The organism is Mediterraneibacter gnavus ATCC 29149 (assembly GCF_008121495.1).
Lineage (GTDB): Bacteria > Bacillota > Clostridia > Lachnospirales > Lachnospiraceae > Mediterraneibacter > Mediterraneibacter gnavus.
The window spans coordinates 3,002,673-3,018,405 of the sequence record NZ_CP043051.1; the positions used below are offsets into that span (position 1 = coordinate 3,002,673).

32 protein-coding genes are annotated in these 15,733 nt (G+C 31.7%); 29 read left to right on the forward strand and 3 right to left on the reverse strand.

The genetic code is table 11. The annotated features are described in order from the left end of the window. Window positions 1-89: 89 nt before the first annotated feature. The 3 genes from FXV78_RS18895 to FXV78_RS14855 all read right to left on the reverse strand — a co-directional run bounded on the left by FXV78_RS18895 (window position 90) and on the right by FXV78_RS14855 (window position 1,580). Window positions 90-317, reverse strand: coding sequence for a helix-turn-helix domain-containing protein (locus FXV78_RS18895; protein WP_004840062.1), 228 nt, complete (start codon window positions 315-317; stop codon window positions 90-92). Window positions 318-458: 141 nt separating this feature from the next. Further along, complete coding sequence (locus tag FXV78_RS14850) at window positions 459-644, reverse strand: hypothetical protein (RefSeq protein ID WP_004840061.1); 186 nt, start codon at window positions 642-644, stop codon at window positions 459-461. Between the two features lie 381 nt (window positions 645-1,025). Beyond that, window positions 1,026-1,580 carry a hypothetical protein gene (locus FXV78_RS14855; protein ID WP_009245574.1) on the reverse strand — a complete coding sequence of 185 codons (555 nt, stop codon included), beginning with the start codon at window positions 1,578-1,580 and terminating at the stop codon, window positions 1,026-1,028. A gap of 113 nt (window positions 1,581-1,693) precedes the next feature. Between FXV78_RS14855 and FXV78_RS14860 the strand changes: the two genes are divergently transcribed. From FXV78_RS14860 to FXV78_RS14980, 29 genes are all read left to right on the forward strand, one after another. After that, window positions 1,694-1,906 carry a hypothetical protein gene (locus FXV78_RS14860; protein ID WP_004840059.1) on the forward strand — a complete coding sequence of 71 codons (213 nt, stop codon included), beginning with the start codon at window positions 1,694-1,696 and terminating at the stop codon, window positions 1,904-1,906. Window positions 1,907-3,413: 1,507 nt separating this feature from the next. Continuing rightward, a complete protein-coding gene (locus FXV78_RS14865; protein WP_004840056.1) occupies window positions 3,414-3,779 on the forward strand; it encodes a hypothetical protein in 366 nt (121 codons plus the stop codon). A 15-nt stretch (window positions 3,780-3,794) separates the two neighbouring features. Then, a complete protein-coding gene (locus FXV78_RS17980) occupies window positions 3,795-3,968 on the forward strand; it encodes a hypothetical protein (RefSeq protein WP_004840055.1) in 174 nt (57 codons plus the stop codon). Window positions 3,969-3,980: 12 nt separating this feature from the next. Beyond that, the gene (locus tag FXV78_RS14870; RefSeq protein ID WP_004840054.1) at window positions 3,981-4,358 is read left to right on the forward strand and encodes a hypothetical protein; all 378 of its coding nucleotides are present in this window, start codon (window positions 3,981-3,983) and stop codon (window positions 4,356-4,358) included. A gap of 126 nt (window positions 4,359-4,484) precedes the next feature. Continuing rightward, window positions 4,485-4,709 (forward strand): hypothetical protein, encoded by a 225-nt coding sequence (locus FXV78_RS14875; protein WP_009245563.1) that lies wholly within the window; start codon window positions 4,485-4,487, stop codon window positions 4,707-4,709. A 68-nt stretch (window positions 4,710-4,777) separates the two neighbouring features. After that, entirely contained in the window at window positions 4,778-5,722 is a 945-nt protein-coding gene (locus tag FXV78_RS14880; protein WP_004840052.1) for a DUF6551 family protein, read from the forward strand. 105 nt (window positions 5,723-5,827) lie between these two features. Beyond that, window positions 5,828-5,968 carry a hypothetical protein gene (locus tag FXV78_RS17985; RefSeq protein WP_004840051.1) on the forward strand — a complete coding sequence of 47 codons (141 nt, stop codon included), beginning with the start codon at window positions 5,828-5,830 and terminating at the stop codon, window positions 5,966-5,968. Then, entirely contained in the window at window positions 5,965-6,213 is a 249-nt protein-coding gene (locus FXV78_RS14885) for a hypothetical protein (RefSeq protein ID WP_004840050.1), read from the forward strand. The genes FXV78_RS17985 and FXV78_RS14885 overlap by 4 nt, the downstream gene beginning before the upstream one ends. A gap of 32 nt (window positions 6,214-6,245) precedes the next feature. After that, window positions 6,246-6,899, forward strand: a complete 654-nt coding sequence (locus FXV78_RS14890) for a hypothetical protein (RefSeq protein ID WP_004840049.1) — start codon at window positions 6,246-6,248, stop codon at window positions 6,897-6,899. A gap of 87 nt (window positions 6,900-6,986) precedes the next feature. Further along, entirely contained in the window at window positions 6,987-7,466 is a 480-nt protein-coding gene (locus tag FXV78_RS14895) for a hypothetical protein (protein WP_039959079.1), read from the forward strand. Between the two features lie 20 nt (window positions 7,467-7,486). Then, entirely contained in the window at window positions 7,487-7,660 is a 174-nt protein-coding gene (locus FXV78_RS17990) for a hypothetical protein (protein WP_004840047.1), read from the forward strand. A gap of 11 nt (window positions 7,661-7,671) precedes the next feature. Then, a complete protein-coding gene (locus FXV78_RS14900; protein ID WP_105084780.1) occupies window positions 7,672-7,899 on the forward strand; it encodes a hypothetical protein in 228 nt (75 codons plus the stop codon). 34 nt (window positions 7,900-7,933) lie between these two features. After that, a complete protein-coding gene (locus tag FXV78_RS14905; RefSeq protein WP_039959077.1) occupies window positions 7,934-8,161 on the forward strand; it encodes a hypothetical protein in 228 nt (75 codons plus the stop codon). 229 nt (window positions 8,162-8,390) lie between these two features. Then, on the forward strand, window positions 8,391-8,624 hold the full coding sequence (locus FXV78_RS14910; protein WP_004840044.1) for a hypothetical protein: 234 nt from the start codon (window positions 8,391-8,393) through the stop codon (window positions 8,622-8,624). A gap of 315 nt (window positions 8,625-8,939) precedes the next feature. Beyond that, a complete protein-coding gene (locus FXV78_RS14920) occupies window positions 8,940-9,149 on the forward strand; it encodes a hypothetical protein (RefSeq protein ID WP_039959074.1) in 210 nt (69 codons plus the stop codon). A 1-nt stretch (window position 9,150) separates the two neighbouring features. Continuing rightward, a complete protein-coding gene (locus tag FXV78_RS14925) occupies window positions 9,151-9,510 on the forward strand; it encodes a hypothetical protein (RefSeq protein ID WP_004840041.1) in 360 nt (119 codons plus the stop codon). 12 nt (window positions 9,511-9,522) lie between these two features. After that, the gene (locus FXV78_RS14930; protein ID WP_105084781.1) at window positions 9,523-9,804 is read left to right on the forward strand and encodes a hypothetical protein; all 282 of its coding nucleotides are present in this window, start codon (window positions 9,523-9,525) and stop codon (window positions 9,802-9,804) included. A gap of 35 nt (window positions 9,805-9,839) precedes the next feature. Next, entirely contained in the window at window positions 9,840-10,130 is a 291-nt protein-coding gene (locus tag FXV78_RS14935) for a hypothetical protein (RefSeq protein ID WP_004840039.1), read from the forward strand. A 106-nt stretch (window positions 10,131-10,236) separates the two neighbouring features. Then, window positions 10,237-10,467: a hypothetical protein gene (locus tag FXV78_RS14940; RefSeq protein WP_009245549.1), complete on the forward strand. Its 231-nt coding sequence runs from the start codon at window positions 10,237-10,239 to the stop codon at window positions 10,465-10,467. A 16-nt stretch (window positions 10,468-10,483) separates the two neighbouring features. Continuing rightward, a complete protein-coding gene (locus FXV78_RS14945) occupies window positions 10,484-10,678 on the forward strand; it encodes a hypothetical protein (RefSeq protein ID WP_004840036.1) in 195 nt (64 codons plus the stop codon). 33 nt (window positions 10,679-10,711) lie between these two features. After that, a complete protein-coding gene (locus FXV78_RS14950) occupies window positions 10,712-11,095 on the forward strand; it encodes a hypothetical protein (protein WP_233447383.1) in 384 nt (127 codons plus the stop codon). Window positions 11,096-11,236: 141 nt separating this feature from the next. Continuing rightward, window positions 11,237-11,374, forward strand: a complete 138-nt coding sequence (locus FXV78_RS17995; protein ID WP_004840034.1) for a hypothetical protein — start codon at window positions 11,237-11,239, stop codon at window positions 11,372-11,374. A 125-nt stretch (window positions 11,375-11,499) separates the two neighbouring features. After that, the gene (locus FXV78_RS18000; protein ID WP_004840033.1) at window positions 11,500-11,676 is read left to right on the forward strand and encodes a hypothetical protein; all 177 of its coding nucleotides are present in this window, start codon (window positions 11,500-11,502) and stop codon (window positions 11,674-11,676) included. An 18-nt stretch (window positions 11,677-11,694) separates the two neighbouring features. Further along, complete coding sequence (locus FXV78_RS14955; RefSeq protein WP_004840032.1) at window positions 11,695-11,940, forward strand: hypothetical protein; 246 nt, start codon at window positions 11,695-11,697, stop codon at window positions 11,938-11,940. 11 nt (window positions 11,941-11,951) lie between these two features. Further along, window positions 11,952-12,947, forward strand: coding sequence for a tyrosine-type recombinase/integrase (locus FXV78_RS14960; RefSeq protein WP_004840031.1), 996 nt, complete (start codon window positions 11,952-11,954; stop codon window positions 12,945-12,947). Window positions 12,948-13,014: 67 nt separating this feature from the next. Beyond that, window positions 13,015-13,251: a hypothetical protein gene (locus FXV78_RS14965; protein ID WP_004840030.1), complete on the forward strand. Its 237-nt coding sequence runs from the start codon at window positions 13,015-13,017 to the stop codon at window positions 13,249-13,251. 50 nt (window positions 13,252-13,301) lie between these two features. After that, window positions 13,302-14,411: an IS200/IS605 family element RNA-guided endonuclease TnpB gene (tnpB, locus tag FXV78_RS14970; protein WP_004840029.1), complete on the forward strand. Its 1,110-nt coding sequence runs from the start codon at window positions 13,302-13,304 to the stop codon at window positions 14,409-14,411. 34 nt (window positions 14,412-14,445) lie between these two features. Beyond that, the gene (locus FXV78_RS14975) at window positions 14,446-14,643 is read left to right on the forward strand and encodes a hypothetical protein (RefSeq protein WP_004840028.1); all 198 of its coding nucleotides are present in this window, start codon (window positions 14,446-14,448) and stop codon (window positions 14,641-14,643) included. 1 nt (window position 14,644) lies between these two features. After that, a complete protein-coding gene (locus tag FXV78_RS14980) occupies window positions 14,645-15,730 on the forward strand; it encodes a hypothetical protein (RefSeq protein WP_039959067.1) in 1,086 nt (361 codons plus the stop codon). The last annotated feature ends 3 nt before the right edge of the window (window positions 15,731-15,733 follow it).

A 15,733-nucleotide genomic window follows, 5' to 3' on the forward strand; every position in this document is an offset into this window, starting at 1 on the left:
ACAATCATCCTTTCTCAATATTGTTGTCATTACTGACTATAATTATAATAACACTAAAAACAGTGCAAAGTCAAGCACTAAAATTAGTGTCAGAAGTATTTTATCTTTTCCTCTTCCGTCGGTATAATCTCGATTATATCCGACGGTTGACATCTTAAAATAAGACAGATCGTATTGATTGTATCTGTAGTAATACCTTTACCTTGCCGTATGTTTTGCATGGTAGCTTGACTTAATATCTTATCTTTACGTATTTTTGTTGCATTATATCCACGATCTGACAATGATTTTAATATATCTATCTTGTATTTAAACATGATGTATACAATCCTTTACTTTATTACTATATAGGTATTATATCATATATTGGCAGTTATTTAAAGGTGCAACAATAAAACGTATTACTTCCTATTATATGCGTTTTAAAAGTAAAGTATAGCCATAATACCTATAAATACCTATATCCCTTTACTGTCCAGATCTGCCTTTATAAGCTCTTTTAAATAACTGTTTGCACTCTGTCCGGTATGTGCCAGATACTCTTTTAACTTTTGTCCATACTCGATATCCGTAGGGTAGTATTTTACTAAAAAATTTATTGTTTTCTCTCTGTATTTTTTTTGAGCTTCTGCATTATATGCCATAAAACACCAACTTTCTTGTTTATTTTATATAATAGATTAACCTATAAAACAATATCAAATTGTGGTACATTACTAAATATAAAAAATATAGATTAATCTACTTGAAATATAGCTTAACCTATGATACCATAAGTACATCAAAACAAAGCAACGCAATCACGGCAGAGTCAATAAGTCCATGATGCACACCGTAAAGCAGAGTCAATAAGTCTACACGGGTTACTAAGTTTTTGTTATAGGGTGTACAGATTTACTGCACGATACATAATAATTTAAGCATCTAAAGTGTAGCATATCTGAAAAGCAAAGTCAATTCTGGCTGAGCGATACCCAACTACAAAAGGAATTTGCACTTTGAAAAGTGAATAGTGAAATGTTAGATCATATAATAACAATGTCTGAGATTTTCTTTTCGATGTTATTACGTTTTGATTTTATAATGTTGTCACGAGATTTTTCAGTGTGTAAACTAAAATAATGTTCTCGGCTTTTATATATGTTTATTGTTATATTTGTTTTATTTTTTACTTTTAAGTAGTCGCAATAGCGATATATAGCAATTTCACCGGATTTTATTTCTTCAACATAAAAATCGCCGTTTTCTAATTTTTTAGGTTTGCCTGAAATTGACGATTCACCACAGACAAAAAAGAAATATATATTTTCACAAATATCATGATATTTTTTTATCATTTCTCTGTCTTTGTCTGTGATTGGGAAAGTCCAACTTTTATAAATGGTTTTCCTATTTTGACAGTTTTTCGTGTATTTCATTATAATATAAAAGTCTTCGCTTGTATTAGTTGTCATTTTGATAACCTGAATTTCATCGGTACTTTCTATTATAGAAGGTGTTGTATCAGAATTATGTTTAAAAAAAGAAAACATACAAGCGCCGAAATAAAAATCTTGTGTCTGTATTCTATAATTGCCCATGATATAAAATCCTTTTTCTTTTATGGTAACATAAATTGACAAAATATACCATTCAGAACATTTGTTTTTTATCATAGTATATTGTATAATATAGCCTAACAGGAGGTGATATAGTGGATATAAATAATAATGCTGAGTTATCCAATAAAATCAATAATTTAATTAAAGAGTCAGGCATAAAAAAAATAGTGCTTGCTGAAAAAATGGGTATTGTAAATCAAAATTTGAATCGAAAAATAAATAAAAAAAATTTATCTTTAGACGAAACAAACGACATCATAAACCCATTAGGATATAAAGCAAAAATAATAATCGAAAAAGATTAATAAAATAATCAAAAAACGATTGACAAACATAAAAACATATGATATTATATAATCACAAAAGGAAAACAAAAGAGCAGTTGTCACAAGGCTACCAACCAAAACAACTGCTCAACAAAACACACTTCTTGCAAAGTGATTATATATATTCTAACATTTTAGTATTCACTTTTCAAGTCGTGTTTCACAAATTCTTGTGAAAAATTCCTTTTAAAAATTATTTTATAAGATTGAAAGCAAGACTCCTGAGAGTAATTCGGGTAACTGTTTTCTGAAATATTCTGCAATAGATATTTTCGGAACAGCGAGGACATGAGCTAAGAGGGTAGGGAGTAACTACGAGTAAAGAATATAGGTTAAACAAAAGTATTTTAGATATGATTAGTTTCAAGGTTGCCTGCCAGAAAGAGGTGGCTGGGGTAGTTGATAAGGGTATATATTGTAGATACAGACAGGAATAAAATTTATTATTGTTTGATTGTGCAGTTTATATACTCCCCGCTGAGAGAATCCAGCAAAGGAACAGCGTACTGCGGAACGGCTTAAACATCACATAATGGAAAGAAAGTGATACATCCGCAGAAAGTCATAATGACTTTAGAAATAAACAAATTAAAAAATAATTTTTCACTTCCAAAAGAAAGGAGGTGAAAACGTATGTACTATATAACATACGACAATGAAACAGTCGTGTACAATTCTGATAATAAGCAACTTGTAAAGTGTCCAACGGAACAAGAAGCGAAAGAATATATACACGACAACTTATAAATTATTGTAACTTGTAAATCAGAACTTGTCAAGTAGGCAAGTTCTTTTCAATTATAGGACGGAATAACAAAAAACAAAACCTTGTATAGGCACGACAAGAATAAGTCCTATCAAGTGCAATACTTCCGCATTAAGATTTTCCAGGAAGAAAAAACAATGTGAAAGACGTGTGACGGTGGCAAGGAGTACACACAAAAATAACTAGGAATTGCAAAAGCATCGGAACGGCTAACACTTCCGAAAGGCTCAAGATCAGCAATGCCTCATAGTTGTGCTGACATTAAGGAGCTTGTATATCTCCTTTTTAAAACAGATTATACAAAAACATTATTGTAGAAATCAAAAAACCTTTTGACCTCTAGTTTGAATTAAAGTTCTAATAATGCAAAGACTGGTCATAACTAGAAAGATTACCAACAGGTAGATGTAAGACAAAAGAAATGTATTTGAATAAAAATGAGAACATAAGTGAAAAGTTAGTTTGAAATTATACAATTTACTTGTTATCGGTATACGGTCAGCCAGCCCGACATGAGTTCATGACTCTGACAAGTAATTTTATTGTAACAGAGAATAAACAATCAGATAAGAATGAGAGGTAATCAAAATGAGAAGAAAGAAAAGAAATCTGAAAAACAGAATTAACGAGATCACGACTCTGTTAATACCGGTTGTCTTTACAGTCGGAATGGTTGGTTACTGGTTAGCTTTTGGATATTAAGAAAGAGAGGTAGTAAAAATGTATACTTTTAAAACATTAAATGAAAACATTGCATTTTCTGCTATATATTGCGACTGTTGTAAACATAAATGGACAGCTATAAAATATATCAATAAAAATGGTAAATGGATTGAAACAGATTTTTATAAACGTTTTGACACACTGGATGAACTGAAAGAATTTGTTGAAAATTATAAAGAAGCTGAAAACAGATATTACTTTTCAGAAGATAATCGAGAATCACTTCCAGACGCTATGGAAAAAACATTTTCAGAAAATCAGCTAAAAGAAGTTTATCGAGACATTATCGACAAAACAGAGTATCACGACTTCCAAGAATGGTTTTCGGATATGTTAAAAAGCGGATTGATCTTGTGTAGATAATGGAGGAAACAAACCATGACAAAACAGTTTTTAAAACGAGTAGTAAATGAATCAATCGTAGACACAAAGACAAACAGATACATATACAATACAGGAAATGGAAACATTGAGCGTTTACCACTGGAAAAGCTAAATACAACATATGCTTTAACAGATTGGGAAGTAGTCGGAAACGTAAGGGATTTATAGAAAGAGGTTTGAATGATGAAGCGGAAAAAATTATATATCGGTGCTGTTGCAATTATTTCTTTTACCACATTTATAATAGGAAGAAACTCGGTTGAAAACACACCGAAACAAGCTCAGGAAACAGTCGCAGAAATGCCGGAAACATATATTGACACAGAAGAAATCGAAAGCGTTACTATTGGAACAGAGGGGTTTGAGTTAAATTTTTCGGACGGAACTGGCTATTATATCGAAACAGACGTTACACCGGATAGCGGATATATCAATGTAAATGATATAAAAGGTTGGGAAACCTGGAAAGATGATGAAAAAGTATATCTATCTGTAGGTGATTGGATAATCAGCAAAGAGCCATATACAACAAATACGAAAGCGGAAAGAATGGAATAGGAAGAGACATGATGGAAAATTTTTATAACAAACATCAGATACAGTTAATTAATATCACACAGAGGAAACGCCAGATTGAGCTGATCTCGGTTGAAAGAAGTGGAACGAAGCAAAAGGAAAGGGGTCATGATTATGATAACAGTAGGAAAATCTTTAGCAGATTATACGTTTGAGGAATTGGAAGCCTTGGATAAGAATATACTAACGAATGAAGAGTGTGAGCAGATTCGTGAGAATCCTCTCGTAACACTGGATATTTTGGGAAGCAGTTCATACAGACGCGGTAGAACATGGATAGATGTTCATATCGAAAATGAAGAACGACAATGCAACATAGATGTATACGTATAGAAAGCACTTGTAATTATACAGGTGCTTTTTATTATAGAAAACTTTACATATTAAAGGAGATTAGAAAAATGAGTAGAAACGGAAAACTTGAACCTATGGAAGTGGAAACAATGATGAATGAAGCAAGAATGCTAAACAATATCATTGAAGTTGGAGAAAGAATGATCGTATCTGACAAGATGGAAGAAGCAAGATCGAAACATGATGGAAGAGAAAAGGCAATTATCAGCATTAATCCATTGCTTATTCATGTTCCAGATTGGCAAAGAGAATTAAGGGTATCTATTGCAAAGAAAATCGGATCTGAATTTAGCTCTTATAAGTGGGATTTGCCTAAGATTATGTGCAAGAATGATAAATTTTATGTTGTTGACGGTATGCACAGAATCATTGGCGCTTATTTTGGAAACATGAAATTGATTCAGGTTGAAGTATTGATCGGAATTACAGAAGCAGAAGCGGTTGACTTATTCTTGTCACAGCAAGACGATCGAAAAACCATGACTCCTGTCGATATCTACAGTGCGGCGCTTGTAGCTAAAAAAGAAGAATATGTTACATTAAAATCTATCTGTGACAGAAACCACATTGCTGTTAAGGGAGACAGGAACCCAGTAAAAAATCCTATTGGTATTTTAACTTCTGTCTCTGACGGTGCAAAGATGTCGAGAGTTTGTCCGGATTTATTAGACAGAATTTTACAACTTATCGTAAAACTACAATGGAACGGTGGGAAAAGTTATAGAGAAGGAAAGGCATTTAGCGCGAAAGTATTAAGAGTATTTAGAAAATTATATTCTTATTATGCAGGAAGAGAGACAGACATGGAAAGGGTTCTGTTGAATAACTGTAAAGGAAGTAAATATTTTAATGATAATTTATCAGAGAAGTGGCAAGATTCATTATTTGATTTCCTTTCCGGTGTGATCGAAAGGAATATTGATATTCCGGGAATTGAGTCTAAGACAACACGAAAAAGAACATCAAGAAAAGCAGTAGCAAAGACTGCATAAGAAAAACTTACATATTACGTTCTGTGAGTGTCACAGCTTGCAGAATGATTTCAGGGAAATAAAAAATACAACAAATAAACACAACAACAAAAGGAGAATAATACAATGGAGATTTTGAGCGAATTTACAATTTGCGGAAAGAAGTATTGCACTGTAAGAACAAAAGGCAGTGTATCAGTGGTGGAAAAATGGGAGTATAACAACGTAGTGAACAAGTATATGAGGAATGGAGGAAATAAGAAATGAATGTGATTGAAACAGTTATGACGGAAAAAGAATGGAAGAAACATAATAAAGAATGGTTAGAAGGATATGTTATAGCTGCTACGAGCCAGAAGTTTAAACGGTGGAAGCGCAGACTGAACTTTCAAAAGTTCTCTGGATTGATTTTGCTTCTTATCGCGTTGTTTATGACAGAAACGGATGCAAAAGTATATATTACTGTATTAGGTGTGGCGCTGACCGTGTACTGGAAACCATTTTGTAAGTAAGAATTATTAGAAAGAAAGTAGAGGAAAATATTATGAATATCGAAGTAAATAAGACAAATGTAAAAGTAGAAGGAAATAACCTGGTGATCGAATTAACAGAAGAACTAAGGAAGTCTTTAGGAATGAGGCAAGAGAAACAGTTATATGAATGCAAGGTTGGAAACGTGATTGTAGACGACATTGGAAATGAATGGTATGTGGTGGAACAGGATATTGAGAACAATAGAACCAAAGTTTGGAAAAAAGAGCTTATTGACGGAACTTATAAATTTGACAATGGGTCAAATGACTTTAGAACTTCTGAAATCAAGAATGTACTGAATGATGAAAATGGGAAAATTCTGTCTGATATCTACAAAGGATTTGGAAAAGAAAATGTATTATTAGATACAGTTGATTTACTTTCTATGGATGGGTTGGACACTTACGGAACATGTAATTGTAAAGTACATTTAGGAACTTTTGATGATTACAGAAAAGCCAGAAAGAATGGTATGTTTAGGACAGAAAATGAAAAACCGTTTTGGTTAGATACACCAGACAGTACAAATGAAGGATGCTCGGCTTCCTGTGTTCAGGTTGTTCACGGTGGTGGTGACGTGGGCTGCGGCGGTTGCTTTTGGGGCGTTTGTGGGGTTCGTCCGTTTTGCTCTTTAGACTCTTCAATCTGTGTATCAGTTGAATAACGTAGAACTTTGGAACAGTCAGGAACAGCTTTTTGCTGTTCCGTATGTTATGGAAACAAATAATGATTTTATCGGGAGGAAATAATGATGGAAAGATTTAAAAATTGGGAATGTAATTCCTATAGATTTAGTAATAAAAGAAAAGATTATGGATATCAGGATTTAAAAAAATATTTTTTCATTGATGGAAGTGAAGTTATTTATTGTAAGAAAGATTTTGGAGTATGCAAAGCTGGAAATTATTATCTTGTATCAGAAGGTTCTTTTTATGGATGTGGTTTTGTAGTAAATGATTGGACTCCTTTTGATAAGTGGCAAGGCAAAGAGTACATGAAAGATGGTTTGGAATACAAAGAAGGAATGAAATTTATATGGCATCCTATGAATAGAGCAACGAAGCAGGTTGAAGTAGAACATCCTCATTGCGGGAAAATTGTTACTGTTATTGGGCTAGAAACAATGGATAGAGTAAAAGTGTCTGTTGATGATTTTCCAAACTGTAACGACAGAAAAAATGCTAATCAATTTGTGGCTGATAAAGATGAATTGATACCTATGAAAAGATAATTTCAAACGGAGAAAACTGTATGAGAATTAAATTAGAAATGGGAGAATGGATTATTGATGATGAATATTTTATCACAAACGGATTAAACGGATACGAAGTATATATTTGTGGAAGTGAAGATAGCGAAGCTAAAGAAGTATATGCAAGCGACTCTTTTGAAGAGTGTTTGACATGGATTTACAACAGTTTATAGAGGAGAATCGCATGGAAATTCATTTATTTTGGATTGATAATAATTGGAGGAAAACAGGAGGAACGGCAAATAACTATAATCTTATTATTGATATGGAAAATAAAGTTTATAAGCAGTTTGTCAATCCTTTTTATGGGTATTATAAAGCGGAGGATATAGAAGTTAAAAGAAAGTCAGATATTGTAGATTACATAAAATACTTAAAAGACAATGGTTTTAAAGAAGAGGAAGATATATAAAACAGATAAAAATATTTTCAAAAGGATGAGAAATATGAAAAAAGTGATTGTATATGAATCTAATAAAAAATCAGTAACATTTAGAGATTTAAAAGATAAAGATTGTTTTTGCAGCAACGGAATTCTCTATATGAAAATTAGTGAACAAGATTTAAAAGAGTATGGAATAAATCAAGTAAATGCAATCAGTATTGAAAATGCAGGATTGACATTTTTTCAAGACGATGAAGAAGTCAATAGAGTACGAAGGAATATTTTGTAGAGTGAAAGCACGATTTTAAGAGGTGAAATGAGTATGAACATAAATACCAGGAAGAAACAAAAAACGGACAAAATGTTATTAAGAAATAATGAACGCAAGATGTGTGGATTACCATTACATAGAAAGAAAAGTAAAAAGCGAAGATATTTGACTAGGTGCGAAGCAGAAGAAACAATAGGCGCTTTTTTAGATTATTGTAACAGGGATTAGTTATTGGGAGGAAATAAACATGGAAATTAAAAATTTAGCACAGTTAAAAAGAGTAATCAAAGAGGGACGTAAATTTATTATTAGAAAACACTATATCAGATCAGAATGTGAGGGGCAGATTAGAAAGCCGAATGTAGTACAGACAAACGGGTTTTACAGTATCGAAGATGAAAAACCAGATAGCAAAATTACATTAGCCAACAATGGGAAAGGAAGTTGGATTAAATATGGTGTTACAACGCATTTTATTTGATGCCATAATTTGCAGAATTCGGAAAATTAAAATATCCCATTTTTAGCCTTGTTATAACGGTAATAATTTTTTCTATTACTGTTATAACAAGGATTCCAGGGGTTCGGGGATGGAAGATCCCCGTATTATTTCTGCACTATTTATTTTTCTGAAAATGGCATATTATAATGTGCTGATCAACAATATGGGAAAGCATCCGACTGGAAATTTGAAAACGGACTTTGCAAACAGTATTTTCGTGAAAATGCTATATGGGAAATTGAATTTATTTAACAGAACGAAAGAATGCTTTCATAAGAGGAAGGATGGTATATTATGGATTTACAGAAAATTGCGAAAATATTATATAATCTGTCTTTAGATATGGATTATGCGGACTCTTTAGAATACAAAGATGAAGAAGTAAAGTGTATCACAGAAGAACTGGAAATTTTAAAACAAAATGAATGTTTCAGTACGCTGCAAATGTTGGAAATGATCGCATTGAAAAATGAAGATATGGAACATTGGAAAGAGGGAAAATAGTATGTCATTAAGAGAATATCTAAAAGAACTGAAAATTGATCAAATTAAAGATGATACAGAATTTTGTGACAAGGAATACAATGCGATAATGGACTATTGCACAGAACGGAAATTCTTGATCACAGATGATGATTTAGCATGTATTGTTGATCGTGGTATGAATGATAGTTATGAGTATAGACGCGCACAATATATTAAGGATTTATGGTTAGATTTTGGCAATGTTCCGATGAACCCTAATACAGAATGTATTGAGGAAGAGTGGAATGGATTCGCAGCAGGATGGCATAGAACGTCAATCTGTGATTGGTTTGAGGAAAGTTATGGTGTAAGTGTTGTAAAAGATTTGATGGGATTGTAGGAGAAAATGATTATGGCAAAATATATTGTAGATTATTATGAAACATATGGCAAAACATATGAAGTAGAAGCAAATAGTAAAGAAGAAGCGGAAGAAATTGTAAAAGATGATATTATGAAAGGACGTAGGGAGTTACCATATAATTGTACGGATTCATGGTGTGAAGTAGAAGAAATAAATGAGTCATACTTGATTGATGGAGTGGCTACATGTTGTGGATATGATTTTGGAATTGATATGTATAAAGTAAAATTTTGTCCGATATGCGGAAAGAAATTGATTATAGAAGAATAAAATCGGAATTTCAAGATAAGAAAGGAGAATAAAAAATGGATATACAAAATATTTCTAAAAAGGATAGAGAAGTAACAATAAGTTTATCAGCAGATGAATTAGTAAAAATCTGTAATACTTTCTACCAAACGGAAGGAAGGAAAGATGACTTGTATCACAAACTTTATAGCGAACTTATGATTGCAAGAGATTTATGCCAATATGGTCATATTGATAATTTCTGTCTAAGTAGAATTGTCAAAAATAGGAATAGTTGTATGGATAAAATAAAGGGTGGAGTATTACCACAAAAACAAGCAGAAATATTCAATACATACATAGTGTGAAATGATATGCCGATGGCTTTTGGAAATTCAGATTGGAATATGATTTATTCTATGATTGTTGGAAATACAAATAGTGACAAAATTAAAGAGTGGAGAAACAGATCTTATGAGTAAAGAAGAATTTTTAAATTACATAATTGATTTTGCAATGGACACAGAATGGGGAGATTTAAAAAGAAGAGAACAGTTGAGAGCGTTGTTTACTTCATGGTGTTTTATTTTTGGAATAGATGCAGATACAAAGGAATGCGATGACGTTTTAGGTGCGATTTGTTTCAGAGCAGCTTTTGAAATGATAGAAGAGTTTGAAAACTATATGGTTGAGTTGATTGTGTAAAGGAGAATATGTGAATATGATTGGAAAACAAATTAAACTTTATGATATTTACAATTTACCACATGGAACACAAGTAACCATTGCTATAAATAAAAATGCATTCATGCCGGCGGTGTCATTCGGAGATAAATTTGGATTACGAAGCGGAGAATTTAAGACGGCAAAAGATATCGAAGATAATGGATGGGAAACATTCTTAGGTTGGAGTTGAAACTCGTATTTTAAAGAAATGATGGTAGATATTATGTATAGATTTGAATGGAATTTTGAAGGAATTAATGACGGAAAAAGTTTTGAACAGTTTGTTGAGGATATGAAAAATGAAGAAACTGGTGTGAATTATGAACAAGCAGCTAGATTATTCTATGATGATGAAAATGGAAACTGTGTAATGATTGAGTTGCAAGTGCCTACAAAAGAAATGATTGACTTAACAGAGGAAGAAGAAAGACCTTGGTTAGAAGGATATGATGTAAAACATTTAGAAGATTATGATGCATCAAAGGAAATTTACACAGGTATTGGAAACGGAACTGTTATTACTTTTGACAACGCAGAAGAATTGATGTTGGCATTACAAAGACATTGCAAAAGAATTAGGGAGAACAAGAAGTGGAGTTGCACATAAGTGTGTGAGTATATATAATGGAGAGTGAAGGAGGGATAAAATGGGAACGTTAATTGGAGGAATATTTTTATTGATGCTATGTGCGTTTTTGGAAAATCTCAGCGATAGTTTAAAGTAAAAAAATATTTGGAGGATGATATTATGGGTGGGATTATTTTTGGAACAGTTGTTATGATTGTAGGAGCGTTGTTTGCATTTGCAGAAAATCAAAAAACAAAAAATATGTCAGAAGATGAACGCTGGGAGTATGAGTGGAGAAAGATCAATAAAAGAAAGTAATTATGTATAGTTATAAGTCATCAGTTAATTCTGGTGACTTTTATAGTATATATAAGAAAAGAATATCAATTAGAGCAATCAGGAATATCTGATTGTTTTTTTTATTGCAAAACAGGAGGAATATTATGGGAAAGAAAAGAGATAACATGGAATATTTGTTCAAAGAACAAAGTAAAAGTGTAAAAAGGGGAATAAAGAATATGGAGAACTCCATGTATAACAGTTACAACATTTGCAACGTTGATTTTGAATTCGCTACAGAAATGAAAGCCGAAGGTTTATTACATGGAACACGATTTTAAAGAAAGAAGGTATTAAATGTGAAGGAGATTAAAAGAGAAGATATTCTATTAGGAGAATATGAAAAATTGTATTGTCGAAATGTATATGAATACCTTACTCGGAATAATAAGCCACAAGAACAGAAATATTATAGAACAGATGATGGAGAATTGTGGGAGATTAGTTATTTTCATGGAAAAGAATCAAAAGAATTTGCAGAACGATTGTCTGCATTAGAATATTTACAAAAGAAAATAGATATTGCAGAAGCGTTGGGATTTTAGGAGGATATTATATGTGTTATAAAATTGAAAAACAAAGAAAAATAGAACAAAAACTTGCAAAAGAATTAAAAGATATTCCTGATTTTATATCAGATTTTTTTGATAGATATAAATCAGCAGCTACAAAGAGAGTTAATTGGATATATATTAGAGATATGCTTAATTGGATGATCAATAATAAATATATAAATAAACAAAGCATAGCAGAAATCAATGAAACAGATATACAGATTATTACTAGTAATAATCTTATTAAATATCTTAACGAATTAAAAAATGGAATTTTAGGAAGAACAAATTCACTGGATTCTATCAATACAAAGAAGAATGTATTCAGTGCTTTTTGGAATTATTTACGACAAAATAAATATGTCGATGATAATGTGATTTCACATATACCTGGCAATCTATATAAATCTGAAAAAAGATATAAAGAAGTAGAAATCCCTACAGATGAGCAAGTGGAAAAATTCTTAGTAAATATCACAGATGGAAATAAAAATGAATTTAATATTATTAGAAATATTGCCATCGTTCAACTTATAAAGGGAAGTGGTATTCGTTCAGAAGAACTAATAAATATGGATATTTCCGATTTACATCTACACGAAGAAAAAAGACCGTATATGATGATTCTTGGAAAGGGAAATATACAAGAATATGACAAAGTTTATATGTCTGAACAGGCTAGAATGAATATTGAGGAGTATTTGAAAATTAGAACTTTTTTCGTAACAGAGAGAGAAATTAAAGATAACGCATTGTTTTTATCAAATGAAAATAACAGATTAAGTAAAGGCGCAATTACAGGATTTTTTAATTTATATTCGGAAGGCGAAATTTACCCACATATGTTAAGACATTGGGTTGGAAGTAAATTGTATGAAGAAACAAAAGATATTGTTCTTGTTCAAAGACAATTAAGGCACAAGAATTTGGAAACAGCAGCAAGATATTATGTACACATGGATGAATCTACTATAGCAGATGCTGTACTTGATTTGTAATATGTGTTAAAATAATATGTAATGGAGGTACGATATTGAGAGGAAATATATTGGTAGAGACGGAAGTATGGGGTTTCGCACAGGACAAACATATGAGATAAGCACAGAACTTACGAAAATCTACAGAGATAAGAAAAAGGTTGATGTAATTATGTTGAGAAGCGGGAAGTTGTTTTGTCCGTATGATTCCGTAGAGAGTATTTTGGAAAATTGGAAAATTGGAGAAACCATGATGGAAAACTTTATGAATGAGCCGGTTGAATTAATGAGGCTCGCAATCCCATTAGCTTTAGCTGATGGGTAAAGAGCCTTTATAAAAAGAGAATAATACAAATGAAAGGTGGTGATAGGTAAATGTTAAAAGCGTATAAATACAGATTGTATCCTAATAAAGAACAGGAAGAACAAATACAAAAAACATTTGGTTGTTGTCGTTTTGTATATAACCAAACTCTTTCTTATAGAAAAGATAAATATGAAACTGAAAAAGAAAGCATGAATAAAACATCTTGTAATAATTATGTTAATCAAATTCTTAAGAAAAAATATGAATGGCTAAAAGAAGTAGATAAGTTTGCACTAACAAATGCGATATATAACATGGATTTTGCATATCAGAAATTTTACAAGGAACATGCTGGATATCCGAAGTTTAAGAGCAAGAAAAATCATAAGAAATCATATACAACCAATATTACAGGAAAGAATATAGAAGTTTCTTTTGATAATAACAAAATTAAACTTCCAAAATTGAAATGGATAAAAGCAAAAATACATCGTAATTTTGAAGGAAGAATTAAATCTGCTACGATTTCACAAGTTCCAAGTGGAAAATATTTTGTATCTATTCTTGTGGAAACAGGACATACTCCATTGGAATCTACTGGATGTATGATTGGTATTGATTTAGGAATTAAAGATTTACTTATCACTTCTGATGGAGAAAAATTTGATAATATTCGTACTACTAAAAAATATGAAAATAGATTAGCAAAAGAACAGAGAAAATTATCCCATAAAATAAAAGGAAGTAAGAATTGGAATAAGCAAAGAATTAAAGTAGCAAGAATCCACGAGAAAATTCATAATACCAGAATTGACAACTTACATAAAGTCTCTCATAAACTAATTAGCGAAAACCAAGTAATAGTAACTGAGGATTTGGCAGTAAGTAATATGGTTAAGAATCATCATCTTTCGAAAGCAATTCAAGATTGTGGGTGGTACGAATTAACACGACAATTACAGTATAAATCTGATTGGAATAATCGGCAGTATATTAAAATTGGAAGATTTACAAAGTCAAGCCAGCCTTGTAATGTATGCGGATATATTAATATAAATACAAAAGATTTATCTGTTAGAGAATGGACATGTCCAGAATGTGGGACAATTCATGACAGAGATATTAATGCTGCAATTAATATTCTTAATGAAGGTTTGAGATTGCTAAGTGTAGCTTAGATATATTTTAGTACGGAAGGAACTGCCGGAATTTATGCCTGTGGAGATAGTAGGTTACGAAGTCGTAGAAGCAGGAAGCCCACCGAGCTTTAGCTCGTGGGTAGTTCACCAGAACTGGACAGAGAATGACATTATAGAAGAATATGAAAAATACAAAGACAAGAAAAAAGTTGCAAAAATATATGGAATTACTACGCAGCAGGTAACGGAAATTTTGAAAAGGAATGTATAATATGAACAGCGATATTTTTGAAATTATGCATAAAGATAGAAGAGTTGCAAGAATTGATTCTTCTGGAAGATGTAAGGTGTATTACAAAAGTTTTATGCCGTATAACCTATATCTTGAAGAAGAAGAAGATGTTGATACTCTTGTTAATAATATTACAAATTTCAATTATTGGTGTGCAACAAGAGTTCTCACATTGGATAGAAAATACGCTAAAGAAATTTTGAACAGTATAGGAATGAATCAGGCTGTAACGGACAAGGATAGAGCAAAAGTGGCGTTATCATATAGGTGTACATCATTGACAGATGTTTTCTGGGTAAGAAATAAAGGTGAAAAGATAACATTTTCTGAAGTGAATTTGTATGACAACCACTTGGAAAACATATTTATTGATATTGCCCTACGTGGAAAACAATATACAGTCAATAATGAAGATCTGGCAAAAGATTTGTCTACAAATGGTGTTTTCCCAAAAGCCTGGAAACGGACAGAAAAAGGATTTTCTCTGTTGAAAGACGGAGGAATAGAAGTTGTTGAGAAGGAACTTCTATCAAGTAAAATTTGTCAGTGTTTTGATGTAAAGCAGGTCATATACAACAGAAGTGTATTTGCTGAAGAACCGGTAACTATAAGTGAAAATATCACATCAAAGGACTTTTCCATTGTGTCTATGGAAGCATTTGAAGTGTATTCGCAAAATCATGACCGAAATATCCGAAAATATATTTTAGCACTTGATAAGCATGATTACTACATGATGAACATTATTGATTACCTTGTGGGAAACACTGATCGTCACTGGGGAAACTGGGGAGTTCTGGTAAATAATGTGAATAATAAACCAGTATCTCTTCATCCATTGATGGATTTCAATAAGACATTTAACTCGTATGAAACAATAGAAGGTTCTAATTGCCAGACTTGCTTTGGGAAAAGAATCAACCAGAAAGACGCTGCATTAGAAGCTGTAAGAAAAATTGGATTGAATCAAATCAAAGAAGTGAATTATGATTGGTTTGAATATTTTCCAGAATATGTTGGGATGTTCAAGAAACGGTATGGAATTTTGAAGAGAATAAATGATTGATTT